The 13,998-nt window shown below is 47.6% G+C and carries 15 protein-coding genes; 11 read left to right on the forward strand and 4 right to left on the reverse strand.

The features are described 5' to 3' along the window. Positions 1 to 199: 199 nt before the first annotated feature. Positions 200 to 439: a hypothetical protein gene (locus BUA12_RS06220; RefSeq protein ID WP_072709526.1), complete on the reverse strand. Its 240-nt coding sequence runs from the start codon at positions 437 to 439 to the stop codon at positions 200 to 202. A 421-nt stretch (positions 440 to 860) separates the two neighbouring features. Between BUA12_RS06220 and glmS the strand changes: the two genes are divergently transcribed. From glmS to tatC, 7 genes are all read left to right on the forward strand, one after another. Further along, the gene (glmS, locus tag BUA12_RS06225; protein WP_072709528.1) at positions 861 to 2,663 is read left to right on the forward strand and encodes a glutamine--fructose-6-phosphate transaminase (isomerizing); all 1,803 of its coding nucleotides are present in this window, start codon (positions 861 to 863) and stop codon (positions 2,661 to 2,663) included. A 233-nt stretch (positions 2,664 to 2,896) separates the two neighbouring features. Then, positions 2,897 to 3,574: a deoxynucleoside kinase gene (locus BUA12_RS06230; RefSeq protein WP_072709882.1), complete on the forward strand. Its 678-nt coding sequence runs from the start codon at positions 2,897 to 2,899 to the stop codon at positions 3,572 to 3,574. A 236-nt stretch (positions 3,575 to 3,810) separates the two neighbouring features. After that, entirely contained in the window at positions 3,811 to 5,163 is a 1,353-nt protein-coding gene (gcvPA, locus tag BUA12_RS06235; protein WP_072709530.1) for an aminomethyl-transferring glycine dehydrogenase subunit GcvPA, read from the forward strand. After that, complete coding sequence (gene gcvPB, locus BUA12_RS06240; protein ID WP_072709532.1) at positions 5,156 to 6,619, forward strand: aminomethyl-transferring glycine dehydrogenase subunit GcvPB; 1,464 nt, start codon at positions 5,156 to 5,158, stop codon at positions 6,617 to 6,619. Before gcvPA ends, gcvPB begins: the two co-directional genes overlap by 8 nt. 500 nt (positions 6,620 to 7,119) lie before the next feature. After that, entirely contained in the window at positions 7,120 to 7,551 is a 432-nt protein-coding gene (locus tag BUA12_RS06245) for an RDD family protein (protein ID WP_178138237.1), read from the forward strand. Between the two features lie 26 nt (positions 7,552 to 7,577). Continuing rightward, positions 7,578 to 8,585, forward strand: a complete 1,008-nt coding sequence (locus BUA12_RS06250) for an acrylyl-CoA reductase family protein (protein WP_072709536.1) — start codon at positions 7,578 to 7,580, stop codon at positions 8,583 to 8,585. A 37-nt stretch (positions 8,586 to 8,622) separates the two neighbouring features. Then, positions 8,623 to 9,438 (forward strand): twin-arginine translocase subunit TatC, encoded by an 816-nt coding sequence (gene tatC, locus BUA12_RS06255; RefSeq protein ID WP_072709538.1) that lies wholly within the window; start codon positions 8,623 to 8,625, stop codon positions 9,436 to 9,438. A gap of 150 nt (positions 9,439 to 9,588) precedes the next feature. Here the strand turns inward: tatC and trhO are convergent, their stop codons facing one another. Together trhO and BUA12_RS06265 are read right to left on the reverse strand one after the other, a co-directional pair. Continuing rightward, positions 9,589 to 10,575, reverse strand: coding sequence for an oxygen-dependent tRNA uridine(34) hydroxylase TrhO (gene trhO, locus BUA12_RS06260; protein ID WP_072709540.1), 987 nt, complete (start codon positions 10,573 to 10,575; stop codon positions 9,589 to 9,591). Between the two features lie 204 nt (positions 10,576 to 10,779). Next, positions 10,780 to 11,001: a hypothetical protein gene (locus BUA12_RS06265; protein ID WP_072709542.1), complete on the reverse strand. Its 222-nt coding sequence runs from the start codon at positions 10,999 to 11,001 to the stop codon at positions 10,780 to 10,782. A 155-nt stretch (positions 11,002 to 11,156) separates the two neighbouring features. On the opposite strand from BUA12_RS06265, the gene queC reads away from it, so the two are divergent. From queC to queF, 4 genes are all read left to right on the forward strand, one after another. After that, the gene (gene queC, locus BUA12_RS06270) at positions 11,157 to 11,813 is read left to right on the forward strand and encodes a 7-cyano-7-deazaguanine synthase QueC (protein ID WP_072709544.1); all 657 of its coding nucleotides are present in this window, start codon (positions 11,157 to 11,159) and stop codon (positions 11,811 to 11,813) included. Then, positions 11,810 to 12,226, forward strand: a complete 417-nt coding sequence (gene queD, locus BUA12_RS06275) for a 6-carboxytetrahydropterin synthase QueD (protein ID WP_072709546.1) — start codon at positions 11,810 to 11,812, stop codon at positions 12,224 to 12,226. Before queC ends, queD begins: the two co-directional genes overlap by 4 nt. Continuing rightward, on the forward strand, positions 12,223 to 12,945 hold the full coding sequence (queE, locus tag BUA12_RS06280) for a 7-carboxy-7-deazaguanine synthase QueE (RefSeq protein ID WP_072709548.1): 723 nt from the start codon (positions 12,223 to 12,225) through the stop codon (positions 12,943 to 12,945). The genes queD and queE overlap by 4 nt, the downstream gene beginning before the upstream one ends. 196 nt (positions 12,946 to 13,141) lie before the next feature. Next, the gene (gene queF / locus BUA12_RS06285) at positions 13,142 to 13,636 is read left to right on the forward strand and encodes a preQ(1) synthase (RefSeq protein WP_435387543.1); all 495 of its coding nucleotides are present in this window, start codon (positions 13,142 to 13,144) and stop codon (positions 13,634 to 13,636) included. A 57-nt stretch (positions 13,637 to 13,693) separates the two neighbouring features. Here queF and BUA12_RS06290 read toward each other — a convergent pair whose 3' ends face one another. Further along, positions 13,694 to 13,978: a hypothetical protein gene (locus tag BUA12_RS06290; RefSeq protein ID WP_072709552.1), complete on the reverse strand. Its 285-nt coding sequence runs from the start codon at positions 13,976 to 13,978 to the stop codon at positions 13,694 to 13,696. Between the last annotated feature and the right edge of the window lie 20 nt (positions 13,979 to 13,998).

Raw genomic sequence — 13,998 nt, forward strand, 5'->3', positions numbered from 1 at the left:
ATTCGTCCTGGAAATCGATGGTGAATGAGCAGGCGAGGGGAAAATCTGCTCATTCGTCCTGGAAATCGATGGTGAATGAGCAGGCGAGGGGAAAACCTGCTCATTCGTCCTGGAAATCAGTGGCGAATGAGCATAATGCACTTTATCTACATGATCTTCACAGAAAAAATAGGCATGAATACAATTCATGCCTATTTCTTTATGCTTTTTCTACAACATATGCCTTTTTCTCTCTATAGTGCTTCTCGCCGTCATCTGTAGAATGCTCGAAAAATCCTTTAAACTCATGGATCACCTTGAACTCCTGCTCGGGATCAGAGAAAAGATGGCTTTCATTCGTCGACAGCAGCACAGCATCAGTGGATGTGACAAAGCTGTCAAGCTCCTGTGCTTTGTAGTTCTGCCCCGGTTTCAAGGTGTTCAATCCAGGCTTAGACATGAATATCCCTCCCTGTAGTTCTTAATATTTCATTACTCAGTTTCCCATCTCACTTTTCCTCTAAACATACCGGCTGAAGTCATGAAGGGAAGTTTTGTATGTAAAGGCCGGGGGAAATGAAAATATAGGAAGCGGATGGTTTATTATGCTCCACTCCAATCCAGAAATAAAAGTAAAAAGCGTTGAAAATGCATGATAAATAAACTACACTTTTAAAGACACAGGACTTAGGAGGGCAGTCTTATAAAAATCGGAATAGCGCCCGGGCAGCTTTGCTGCTGACGAGGAGGACGGTCATCGATCATCGGCGGATACCGTCCCGGACACTGAAGTGTTCGTTACACCGGATGTTAAAACCCGCAAGCGATTGCGGGGACAGAGCACCGGTCGATAATTGTCATTAAAAAGGAGCAATCACTTTATGTGCGGAATAGTAGGTTACATCGGAGAAGCCGATGTCAAAGAAATATTATTGAAGGGCCTGGAAAAGCTGGAATACCGCGGCTATGATTCTGCGGGCATCAGTGTACGAAATGATGGGGAATTGAAGATATTCAAAGAAGCGGGACGCATCAGGGATCTGAGGGACAAAGTGGACTCCGGATTTCATGCGACGACCGGGATCGGCCACACGCGCTGGGCGACCCACGGGGAGCCGAGTGTCGCCAATGCACATCCGCACCAGAGTGCGGATGGCAGATTCACGCTTGTGCATAACGGTGTGATCGAGAATTATGAGCAGATCAGAAAAGAACATCTGTCTGAAATGGAGTTCGTCTCAAGCACGGACACTGAAATCATTGTGGAACTCATCGCCAAGTTTTCCAGAGACGGCCTCACGACTGAGGAGGCGTTCAAAGAGGCGCTGGACGTCCTGCATGGTTCATATGCCCTTGGACTCCTCGACAGAGAAGACAAGGACGTGATTTTTGTTGCCAAAAATAAATCCCCGCTTCTGCTCGGTAAAGGTGACGGCTTCAATGTAATCACTTCGGATGCGATGGCCATGCTGCATCTGACGAACGAATTCGTCGAACTGATGGACGGGGAAGTCGTCATGCTGAAGAAAGATGGAATCACTATCAGGGATAAAGCAGGCAACACGGTTGAAAGGGATTCCTATATCGCAGAAATCGATGAAAGTGATACGGAGAAAGGCACATATGAGCATTATATGCTGAAGGAAATCAATGAGCAGCCGGCTGCGATGCGCAAAATCATCCAGGAATATCAGGATGAAGATGGAGCGCTTAAGATCGCTCCGGAAATTATAGATCAGATCAATGACGCTGACCGCATTTACATCATTGCGGCAGGTACGAGCTATCATGCAGGCCTCGTCGGCAAGGAATACTTTGAGAAGTGGGCAGGCCTTCCGACTGAAGTTCATGTGGCTTCGGAATTCGTCTATAATACCCCTCTGCTTTCAGAGAGGCCGTTGTTCATCTTCATTTCACAATCCGGGGAGACGGCGGACAGCAGGGCCGTTCTTGTCGAAGTGAAGAAGCTGCAGCACAAGACGCTGACGATCACCAATGTACCCGGTTCGACACTGTCACGTGAAGCGGACCAGACGCTCATCCTGCTTGCCGGGCCGGAAATCGCCGTCGCCTCGACGAAGGCATACACGGCTCAGATAGCGGTACTGTCCATACTGGCCCAGGTGGCGGCGCGTGAACTCGGGAAGCACATCACCATCAACCTGACAGAGGAGCTTGCTAAAGTGACGACGGCGATCACTGCTGTCATAGATGATGCGGAAACGATTGAAGAGCTGGTGCACGAATATCTGGAGACCACACGGAATGCATTCTTCATCGGCAGGACCATGGACCATTACGTCGGAGTGGAAGGTGCACTTAAGCTCAAGGAGATTTCCTACATCCAGGCCGAAGGCTTTGCCGGCGGTGAATTGAAGCACGGGACCATCGCCCTGATCGAAGAAGGAACGCCGGTGTTTGCTCTCACGACACAGGAGAAAGTGAATCTGAACATCCGCGGCAACGCCCAGGAAGTCCAGGCGAGAGGTGCAAAGGTCTGCACGATTGCAATGGAAGGCCTTGAAAGCGAAAATGATGCGTATGTCATCCCGAATGTGCATACCATGCTGACCCCGCTCGTATCAGTGGTCGTCTATCAGCTCATTTCGTATTATGCAGCATTGCACCGCGGCAATGATGTAGATAAGCCAAGGAACCTTGCGAAATCGGTGACTGTAGAGTAAATTCCCATGTAATGCCTACAAAGGCTCCTGCAGAAGCAACTTTTCTTCTGCAGGGGCCTTCCTTTCTCCAAGACAGGCTGAAGATGATCGGTGCCGGCAGAGTCGTCCCCGTCGCCATCAGGTTGTCCATGCCAGGAATGAAAAGGGTATAATGAAGAAAATCCGGATGAATAAATAATAGATACTCATCATCCAATGATTCATGTAATTTAGGAGGAAGTAATTTGATAACGATGGCAGGTACGATCGGTGCAGGCAAGACGGCATGGGGTGCGGTGATTGCCGAACATTTCGGCACCGAATTATTGATAGAGAAAGTGGACGGTAATCCGTTCCTACCGAAATTTTATGAATTCCCGGAAAGATACAGCTTCCATCTCCAGGTCTATTTCCTGAACCACAGGTTCAAGGCGCTGAAAGAGGCGCTGAAACACCCGAATACGGTGCTGGACCGCTCGATTTATGAGGACGCCATGGTCTTCGCGAAACTCCAGTACGATAATGGCTCCATGGACGAAGCGGAATACGGCACTTATCTCGATCTGCATGACAACATGATGCAGGAGCTCCACGATTTGTATGAGCAGCAGATCATGTTTAAAAAATCGCCGGATCTTTTAGTCTTCGTCCACGGTTCTTTTGACGAAGCGATGCGGCGCATCCGGAAGCGGGGCAGGCCATATGAGCAGGTGGAGAGGGACCCCGGGCTGCATGTTTACTACCGGGATCTGTATGACACATATGAAAATGAATTTATAAAAGATTATCGGAAGCAGGAGATTTCCCCTGTATATCATCTGGATATCGATAAGTATGAGATTTCCAATTCGGCGGATGTGGAAACAGTCCTCCATGAGATTGAAGATATTCTGGGAGAAGAAAGGGGCTTCGTCTTTCCTGAGGAAAATTGAGGATTGAGCCGTCTTCAATTTAAGCGGACAGTACCAGCGCAGAAGAGACAAATTCAACCCTTGGACCGTTCCTCATCAGTATTTGTGACGGATTTATCAAGAAGGTACAATTATCCTATATTTTTATTGTGAAAAAATTGTTAATCTCATTGATTTCCTTTATAATGTTCATGTATGGCATAAACTGATCTACTCAGAAATTATATTATCGTATGATAAATAAGGAGGAAATTTTAATGGATTTTCGTTATTTACCAGTTACTGAAACTGATAAAGCAGAAATGCTTGAAAAAATCGGTGTGAAATCCACAGACGAGCTTTTTTCCGATATTCCGGAAAAAGTGAGGCTGGACAGAGAATTACAACTTACCAAACCTAAAAGTGAGTATGAACTGAAACGTGAACTCACTCAAATGGCGGCAAAGAACGCCAACACCCTGGACTATACTTCGTTCCTGGGTGCAGGTGTCTACGACCACTTCATCCCGTCAGTGGTTGACCATGTCATTTCAAGGCAGGAGTTCTATACTTCCTATACGCCATATCAGCCGGAAATGACCCAGGGTGAACTGCAGGCCATGTTTGAATTCCAAACGATGATTTCTGAGATTACGGCTATGCCTGTTGTAAACTCATCATTATATGATGGTGGTACAGCTGTTGTTGAGGCGATGAACCTGAGCGTCGGACAGACGAAGAAGAAGAAACTTCTTATTTCCTCAGCTGTCCACCCTGAACACCGTCAGCTCGTAAAAACAGCTTCAGTAGGTAAAGGCGTTGAAGTTGTTGAAATCGGACTCAAAGATGGCCAGACGGACCTCGACCAGCTTGAGAAAGAACTGGATGAAGATGTTGCGGCCTTCATCGTCCAGTATCCCAACTTCCTGGGTCAAATCGAGCCACTGGAAAAGATCAGGGAAGTTCTTGATAAGCAGCCTAAAGCCATGATGGTCGTTTCAAGCAACCCGCTTGCACTCGGCTACCTGACACCTCCGGGCGAATTCGGTGCGGACATCGTCGTCGGTGATACGCAAGTCTTCGGTATCCCTGCACAGTTCGGCGGACCACACTGTGGTTACTTCGCAACGACTAAGAAATTGATGCGTAAAGTGCCGGGCCGCTTCGTTGGTGAAACGACGGATGAAAATGGTCAGCGTGGATTCGTACTTGTTCTCCAGACGAGAGAGCAGCACATCAGACGTGAAAAAGCGACATCAAACATCACATCCAACCAGGCACTGAACGCAGTGGCAAGTTCAGCTGCAATGAGTGCACTCGGTAAAAATGGTGTGAAGGAAATGTCAGAACTGAACATGCAGAAAGCAAGATATACAAGAAGTCAGCTGGAAGAAGCAAACCTGCCGGCGGCATTCGACGGATCATTCTTCAACGAGGTCGTAGTCAAGCTATCAAAACCTGCATCAGAGGTTAATGAAAAGTTATTTGAAAAAGGATTCATCGGCGGGTTCGACCTGGGCCGTGTCTATCCTGAATTCGAAAACCATATGTTGATCGCTACTACCGAGATCCGTTCCAAAGAAGAGATCGATGCATTTGTTAAAGAAATGGGGGCTATCAATAATGGCTAATGAAAACTTTCCATTAATTTTTGAACGCAGTAAAGAAGGCAGGAACGGTTACAACCTGCCTGCACTTGATGTGCCGGAAGTGAATCTGGAAGAGGAGCTCGACAGCGCGTATGTACGTAAGGTCCAGGCCAACCTCCCTGAGGTTGACGAGCTTGAGCTGATGCGTCACTACACAGGCCTGTCCAACCGTAACTTCGGTATCCTGTCAGGTTTCTACCCGCTGGGTTCATGTACGATGAAATACAACCCGGTGATCAACGAAGATGTCATCAGACTGCCTGGTTTCAGTCATATCCACCCTTACCAGGATACTAAAACAATCCAGGGCGCACTTGAGTTGATGTATGACCTTCAGGTACACCTGGAAGAAATCACAGGTATGGATGAAATCACTTTGCAGCCGGCAGCCGGTTCACAAGGTGAGTGGACTGCACTGATGATCTTCAAAGCATTCCACGAAGCGAACGGTGAGTCACACCGTAATGAAGTCATCGTACCTGACTCCGCACACGGTACCAACCCGTCATCTGCAGCAGTTGCAGGATTCAAAGTCGTTGAAGTGAAATCCAACGAGAAAGGTCTTGTCGACGTTGAAGACTTGAAGAAAGTGGTCAACGAAAACACTGCAGCACTTATGCTGACGAACCCGAACACTCTTGGCCTGTTTGAAACCGAAATCCTTGAGATGTCTGAAATCGTTCATGAAGCGGGCGGTAAAATGTACTATGACGGTGCAAACCTGAACGCAATCATGGGTTATGCACGTCCCGGCGACATGGGCTTCGATGCTGTCCACCTCAACCTGCATAAGACATTTACAGGTCCACATGGCGGCGGCGGACCGGGCTCAGGTCCAATCGGTGTGACTGATGAATTGAAACCGTTCCTGCCTAAGCCGGTTGTGGTGGAAAAAGACGGTCAGTATGATTTTGACTATGATCTCCCGCAATCCATCGGTATGGTCAAAACTTACTACGGTAACTTCGGCATCAACGTACGTGCGTACACGTACATCCGTACTCTGGGTGCAGAAGGCGTCAAGAAAGTCAGTGAAGGTGCCGTATTGAACGCGAACTACCTCATGCGCAGCCTTGAAGACTCGTATGACCTGCCGTTCACTCAGCACTGTAAGCACGAATTCGTACTTTCAGGCAACAGACAGAAGAAACAGGGCGTGAAGACGCTGGATATCGCAAAACGTCTCATGGACTTCGATATCCACCCGCCAACCGTTTACTTCCCGTTGATTGTGGAAGAAGCGCTGATGATCGAGCCGACTGAAACAGAATCAAAAGAAACACTTGATCACTTCATCGATACGATGAAACAGATTGCTGATGAAACAGAAAATAATCAGGATGTCATCCACAGTGCACCGCACAAAACGACTGTGAAGCGTCTTGATGAAGCAACAGCTTCACGTAAGCCGAAACTTCGCTGGGAAGCTGAAGTGTAAAATGAATATGACCGCATCATACTACGGTATGATGCGGTTTTTTTGTCTCATATTATATGGGCCCGGACTAGTGTTATTTTGTGATTGGAAATAAATAATCCATCTTCATGTGATTAAGATCACATGAAGTGTGGCGGTCAGATGTTAAAGTGGGATTATAAGAAATACATCCAATGGTTTTTTGTATGAAAGAGCACGACCTGAAGTCACGAGCGGGTTGTGCTCTTTTTTTGTTTCATATTCCGCAGACCGACAGGTCACTCCTCGATATATACATTATTTTTATTATATAATGATGAAGAAGGCAGGCAGTCCTTCCAGTTGATGCCATCACCAGACATGATGTGGTAATATTATGTAAAGCTGTATATGGCGACGGTTGTGACATCGAAGGAGCCGATGTAGTTACGATGACATGCAACAAAAGTGTGGGCATGGAAAAGCTGGATTAAACTGATGTATAATGAAAAGATGCACCTGAATCTACAGGAGGATTGAACTTGATTTTTCCAGCAAAATTGTGGCAGCGTTTTTTTGCCCGTATCATTGACGGGTTGATCATCGGTGTCCCCATAGTATTCATATTGAGCTTCACTGTCGGCTATGATTTCGTCATAGACCCGGGAGCCAACTTCATATTCAATATTTTGATGTTGTTGATCGTCACAGCCTATATGATCTGTCTGCCGGCCATATGGTACGGGCGGACGGTAGGCAAAAGGCTGATGGGCATCAGGCTCACACATGTTGACGGCACTGATGTCTCATGGCTGACGATGTTCAAAAGGGAATTATTCATATTGGTGGTCTATAGTGCGACGCTCGGACTATTTTTATTGCTGTCCTGTGTGATGATGATCACACGCAAAGATAAACGTGCACTGCACGATTTGATTGCGGGTACGAAAGTGCCGGATGAAAGCGGAGAGTAAGCAAAATTTTAAAGGGGTGTACAATTATGAGATCTTTTGAAGCTTTGGTTGTGGAGAAAGTGGATGGCAATCCGGAAATGTCCATAAAGACACTGACGACGGACCAGCTTACGGCGGGGGACGTGCTGATCAAGGTCCATTATTCCAGTGTGAACTACAAGGATGCGATGATTGCAGTCAACGGCCAGTTTGCAGAAAAATTTCCGATGGTGCCGGGGATCGACCTCGCGGGTGAAGTGGTGGAGTCGGTGGATGAAGGATTCCAGCCGGGAGACCTGGTGCTGGCTACAAGTTATTATATCGGTACACGCAATTTCGGGGGATTCAGTGAATATGCCAAGATCCCTGCCAAATGGCTTGTACCTCTGCCGGAAGGGCTGACCCTGAAGGAATCCATGATACTCGGGACAGCCGGCTTCACAGCTGCCTTATCCATTGATAAACTTGAACAGAACGGGCTGAGGCCCGATTCGGGGAAAGTCCTTGTCGCCGGAGCGAGCGGCGGTGTCGGCAGCCTGTCGGTCAACATGTTGAGCGATCAGGGTTATCACGTGGAAGCGAGCACCGGACATATGGAAGAAGTGCAGTATTTGAAATCCATCGGTGCAAAGCGCGTCATACACCGGGACGAAGTGACAGATGAAGAAGATAAACCGATCCGTAAAAGGCAGTGGATTGCGGCGATCGATCCGATCGGCGGCAGGACGACCCAATATATACTGAGCAGCCTGGATTACGGCGGATATGTTGCGACATGCGGCCTCGTCGGGGGCGTCGACGTCAAGACGACCGTCCTGCCGTTCATATCCAGGAATATCCAGTGGATCGGTGTGGATTCCGTCAAATATCCCATGGAAGGGCGGAAGAAAATCTGGCACAGGCTCGGAACGGATTTGAAACCTTCAAAGCTTACAAGAGACATAGCGACCGAGATCACTTTGGAGGAATTGCCGGATACATTGGAGAAGATTTTAAAAGGACAAATCAGAGGAAGGTTCATAGTCGGTTTCATCAAGGATTCCGATGAAGCTTAAGACTTGAAGATCTGAGTCCGGAGTGAGGTGGATATGTGTGGCTGAAAATGAGAATAATAAACGTAAAGACACGCTGCAGCAGATTACGGATGACGGCATAGCCAAGACTAAAAGGCGCCGCCGGGTGACACCCGATGAGCCGGATGCGACGCTGGTCGAACACCTCGACGACCTGAGGGGTGTCCTGATCAAGTCCATCGTTGTATTCATCATATTTTTCACACTCATATTTTTGACGATACAATTCTGGTTCCCGTATTTGACGAAGGGCCATGACCTGATCGTCAGGGGACCGTTTGAAGTCATCCGGTTTTACTTAAGGACTGCGGGATCCCTCGGCATCGGTCTGAGCCTGCCATTCATCTGCTACTATTTATGGCAGTTCATGCGGCCGGGTCTCGTGGACCAGGAAACGAAATTCATCAAATCTTATTTTCCGATCATGATGGGTTTATTTTTCGTCGGCATCGCTTTCGGATACTTTGTTGTGCACCCGATCAGCTACTATTTCCTCATCCAGATGGGCCAGCAGAACTTTGATGTCCTGGTGACGGCTGATGAGTACATGTCATTCCTGCTGATGACGACGATGCCGTTTGCCTTGATTTTCCAGTTGCCGGTCATCGTGCTGTTCCTGCATCATATCGAACTGCTCGATTCGGATATCATGAAAAACGTGCGGCTGTATGTATACTTTGCTTTGCTCGTGATCACCGCATTGATCGCACCGCCGGACTTCTTCACCCATATGATCACGGTGTCCCCGATGATCATCCTTTATGAAATCAGCATCTATATCGTGAAGATCAAAGAGAAACGGCAGAAGCGGCGTGAGGCAGTAGCGGATCAATAGCAGATCCCCGGAGAGGGGTCTGCTATTGTTTTTTTGTTGCGGCTGCGCATTCAGTGCGGCCAATCGCTAATGGTTGCGAAAATCAGCTGAGAATCAGTGAGCACAATCATAATATCCCCAACAAAAAAGAGCCGCAAGGGCTCTTCATCTTTATTTACCTCTGGAATCGCCGATCATTTCGAATTCGGCAAAGTCGGAGTGCCTCAATTCCTCAAGTCTCTCTTCCACGAAATCTCTGGAGAGTTCGTTATCGATGATATGACGGTTGCGTGCATGTTCTGCACATTCCAGTGAACATCCGCCGAGATGATAGGCTTCGTTCTCTTCCGAAGCGATGATCTGAGCGTTGCATTCAGGGTTTGCACAGTTGATATATCTCTCACATGGGGTATCATCGTAGTGGTCCCGTCCGACGACTGTATGCTCCACCTGGTTGATCGGCACGGTCAGCCTTTCATCGAAGACGTACATCATGCCGTCCCAAAGCTGGCCTTTGGTCTCAGGATCTTTTGCGTATGAGGCGATACCGCCGTGCAGCTGCCCGACATCTTCAAAGCCTTCACGTTTCAGCCAGCCGGAGAATTTCTCGCAGCGTATGCCGCCGGTGCAGTATGTCAGCACTTTTTTGCCTTCGAACAGTTCACGGTTCTCACGGACCCAGTCAGGCGTGTCCCTGAACGTTTCGACTTCCGGGCGGATGGCACCCCTGAAATGGCCGACATCATATTCATATGTGTTGCGGACATCAAGGACGACGGTGTCTTCCTTCTGCATCTCCTCATAAAATTCAGCCGGTGATAAGTATTCCCCGGTGATGTCGCGCGGGTTCACGTCATCCTCCAGACTCAAATTCACAAGTTCAGGACGCGGTCTGACATGCATCTTTTTGAACGCATGTCCTTCAGCCTCATCCACTTTGAACACGATATCCTTGAATAAAGGATGTTTCTCCATGTAGTTCTTGTATTTGTCGGTATCTTCCACTGTTCCCGAAACAGTCCCGTTGATGCCTTCATTGGCAATCAGTATACGGCCTTTCAGGTTCATGTCTTTACAGATCCGGAGATGCTCTCTGCTCAATCCTTCCGGATCGGCAATGTCAGTATAGTAGTAATAAAGTAATACACGATATTCCATTGTCAATTCCACCTATCAATTATATTTGCAGGATATACCTGATAGTCATAGCAATCGCAATGGTGCCAAAGGTTATTCATTTTTAAATAAAATTGATACCATCTTGATACTATTTCTCACAATATATGAATATAACCGTTTTCGAATAAAATTTCAAGTCTTGGGATGGGATTGTATATTTTTCGTCATAATTAAAACTCCCGCTCAGGCAAGCGTCCTCCTAATCTCTTCGATCACTGCCTCTTCACTCGCATGGTAGGTGGATTCGACCTGGATTCTGCTGTTTTTGGATTCGCTCAATTTGAACCGGTCACCGGCCTGCCTGCTGATCCGGAACTTCGCACCGTCTTTTGATATCGTCGCAAGGGAGGTGCTCGCGAATACTTTAAAGCCTTCCGCCCTGGCAAATGCTGCTATTTTCTTCATTTGAAATCCACTCCTGATATTAAGTATATAGATAAATTGGAAGAGGAAGCAATATAAATGCAGATTTCATGAAGATTCCCGATTCAGCCGATGGCGAAATTTGACGGAAACTGTTAAAATTTAATAATTGAAGAATTTAGAAGGACGGATGTACCATGAATCGAAAAAAAGCGCTGGTCGTCTTTTCAGGCGGTCAGGACTCCACCACATGCATGTTCCATGCGCTCAAAAAATATGATGAAGTCGAGCTTGTCACTTTCATGTACGGTCAGCGGCACGCGCTTGAAATCAATGTGGCGCGTAAAATCGCGGACGAGCATGATTTGAAGCACCATGTCCTCGACATGAACCTGCTCTCCCAGCTCGCCCCGAACGCGCTCACTTCCCATGACATGACCATCGAAAGTGATGACAATGGTCTCCCCAACACTTTCGTCCCGGCGAGGAACATGATCTTCCTGTCATTCGCAGCGGCACTTGCGTATCAGATCAAGGCAGGCGTCATCATCACCGGCGTATCCCAGACCGATTTCAGCGGGTATCCGGACTGCCGCAACAATTTCATCCAGTCCATGAACCTCACCGCAAATCTTGCAATGGACACTGATTTCGAGATCGAGACGCCTTTGATGTGGCTTGATAAGAAAGAGACATGGGCAATGGCGGATATGCTCGGCCGGCTCGACTACATAAAGGAAAATACGCTCACATGCTATGAGGGTGTGATCGGTGACGGCTGCGGCGAATGCCCGGCGTGTGCGCTGAGGAATGAAGGTCTCAAAGATCATTTGAAAGAAAGGGGGGGAAGATGATGATTTATCCGATTCCGAGTCATGATTATGAATACGAGCTGAATAAAGATCTGAATTTTTCCGCAGCACACCATATACCCGATGCGCGCGCAGGAAAGTGCGAACGGGTGCACGGCCACACATATCACGTGAACATCACCATCGCGGGGGATGCACTCGATGATCTCGGCTTCCTCGTCAATTTTTCTGCACTGAAGAAGCTGATAATGGATGAGTTCGACCACAGGCTGCTGAATGACCATGAAGCATTCAGAGACATACCACCGACGTCGGAGACGCTCGCAAAAGTGATTCATGACATGGTGCAGAGTTATATAAAGACAGAACAGCCAAATGAAGTGAAGTGCCTGCAGATCATATTGAAAGAGACGCCGACGAGCTATGTCGTCTACCGTCCGAAGGAGAAGAGATGATGAAAGTACCTGTACTTGAAATCTTCGGCCCGACTTTTCAGGGCGAGGGCGCGGTCATCGGACAGAAGACGATGTTTGTCAGAACGGCGGGCTGTGACTACCAGTGCAGCTGGTGTGATTCGAAATTCACGTGGGACGGCAGTCAGCAGGAAAACATCCGCATGATGACGGCAGATGATATATTCGCATCACTGGACGCACTTGCGGAAGGCAACTACAATCATGTCACGATTTCCGGCGGCAACCCGCTGCTGCTTAAAAATCTACGGGAATTCGTGGAAAGTGCAAAGGCGAAAGGGGTCAAGCTTGCGGTGGAGACACAGGGGACCATGTATCAGGACTGGCTTCAGGGGATCGATGATGTGACCATCAGTCCGAAGCCGCCGAGCTCCGGCATGGTGACCGACTACGGCAAACTGGATTATATCTTCACAAAATTGGATGAGAGCGGCACGGCTTATAACCTTAAAGTGGTCATCTTCGATGAAGAAGATTTCGAGTATGCCGTACATATGCACCAGAAGTATGCGAAGGTGGATTTTTATCTGCAGGTGGGCAATCCATACCTTGACGGTGAAGATATCGAAAATCACACTGAAAAACTGCTCAACCGTTATGAAAATCTTGTGGATAGAACAATGAGGGACAGCCGGGTGAATGATGTGAGGGTGCTGCCGCAACTGCATACATTGCTTTGGAGCAACAAACAGGGTGTATAAAACAGGGGGTGCCATTCATCGTGATCAATGGAGAATACGCACTCCCCGGCCTGAGAAGTGCGGGAAGCTACGTCAAGGCCTTTAAGGAATACTGGAAAGCAATTAAATGAAGGGGTTCTTAGCAAATAACCCTCTATAAAAACTGAGACACGCCATGTGCCCTCTCAGGTACATGGTTTTCATTTTGAAAGGTGAGATGATGATGACTGATGAAAATACAGAAGATTTGACGCTGCTTGGCAATCGGGACGTGGAGTATGCGTTTGACTACGACCCGGAAGTATTGGAAACATTCGACAATAAATTCCCGGACCGGGATTACTTCGTGAAATTCAATTGTCCGGAGTTTACGACGCTCTGTCCAATAACGAACCAGCCGGACTTTGCGACGATCTACATTTCATATATACCGGACGTCAAAATGGTGGAGTCGAAGTCACTCAAGCTTTATCTGTTCAGCTACAGGGACCACGGCGGCTTCCATGAATCGAGCGTCAATATGATCATGGATGACCTGATTGGACTGATGGACCCGCGGTACATCGAAGTGTGGGGCAAATTCACCCCGCGTGGCGGAATCTCCATCGACCCCTACTGCAACTACGGCAGAAAAGGGACGAAGTATGAGGAGATGGCGGACAGACGGTTGATGGAACATGATATGAATCCTGAGACGATCACGAACAGATAAAAGAAAAGTGCTTAAAGCATTGGCTTTAAGCACTTTTAATTTTTCATCCCTCTGTTGTCATTCTGCCACTGTGTCCTTTTTCCTGTTGAAAGTGATGATTTTATATAAATGATAAATTGCACCGTACAATACCATCAAAGGTATGATGATAACGATCAGGAAGAAGAATATCCCCACAGCTTCCCCGATGCCGAAATTCGCGAAGAAATCGGCTGTCGTCACTTCCAGGATCGGCGGTAAGAATGCATAGTAGTAAATGAAACCGAGCACTGCCAGTGTAAATAAGTAAAAGACCAAGTTCGTTATGTGATAAGGCATGGTGCCTTTATCAAATTTGAACATTTTACAAAACCCCTCTGTTA

Origin of the sequence: Lacicoccus alkaliphilus DSM 16010, from assembly GCF_900142805.1 — a bacterium.
In the GTDB taxonomy this organism is placed as follows: Bacteria; Bacillota; Bacilli; order Staphylococcales; family Salinicoccaceae; genus Lacicoccus; species Lacicoccus alkaliphilus.

What these genes read in the sequence shown, in the direction of transcription:
- BUA12_RS06220 (WP_072709526.1), bottom strand. Translation starts at nt 439, where the DNA reads ATGTCTAAGCCTGGATTGAACACCTTGAAACCGGGGCAGAACTACAAA.
- glmS (WP_072709528.1), top strand. Translation starts at nt 861, where the DNA reads ATGTGCGGAATAGTAGGTTACATCGGAGAAGCCGATGTCAAAGAAATA.
- BUA12_RS06230 (WP_072709882.1), top strand. Translation starts at nt 2,897, where the DNA reads ATGGCAGGTACGATCGGTGCAGGCAAGACGGCATGGGGTGCGGTGATT.
- gcvPA (WP_072709530.1), top strand. Translation starts at nt 3,811, where the DNA reads ATGGATTTTCGTTATTTACCAGTTACTGAAACTGATAAAGCAGAAATG.
- gcvPB (WP_072709532.1), top strand. Translation starts at nt 5,156, where the DNA reads ATGGCTAATGAAAACTTTCCATTAATTTTTGAACGCAGTAAAGAAGGC.
- BUA12_RS06250 (WP_072709536.1), top strand. Translation starts at nt 7,578, where the DNA reads ATGAGATCTTTTGAAGCTTTGGTTGTGGAGAAAGTGGATGGCAATCCG.
- trhO (WP_072709540.1), bottom strand. Translation starts at nt 10,575, where the DNA reads ATGGAATATCGTGTATTACTTTATTACTACTATACTGACATTGCCGAT.
- BUA12_RS06265 (WP_072709542.1), bottom strand. Translation starts at nt 11,001, where the DNA reads ATGAAGAAAATAGCAGCATTTGCCAGGGCGGAAGGCTTTAAAGTATTC.
- queC (WP_072709544.1), top strand. Translation starts at nt 11,157, where the DNA reads ATGAATCGAAAAAAAGCGCTGGTCGTCTTTTCAGGCGGTCAGGACTCC.
- queD (WP_072709546.1), top strand. Translation starts at nt 11,810, where the DNA reads ATGATGATTTATCCGATTCCGAGTCATGATTATGAATACGAGCTGAAT.
- queE (WP_072709548.1), top strand. Translation starts at nt 12,223, where the DNA reads ATGATGAAAGTACCTGTACTTGAAATCTTCGGCCCGACTTTTCAGGGC.
- queF (WP_435387543.1), top strand. Translation starts at nt 13,142, where the DNA reads ATGATGATGACTGATGAAAATACAGAAGATTTGACGCTGCTTGGCAAT.
- BUA12_RS06290 (WP_072709552.1), bottom strand. Translation starts at nt 13,978, where the DNA reads ATGTTCAAATTTGATAAAGGCACCATGCCTTATCACATAACGAACTTG.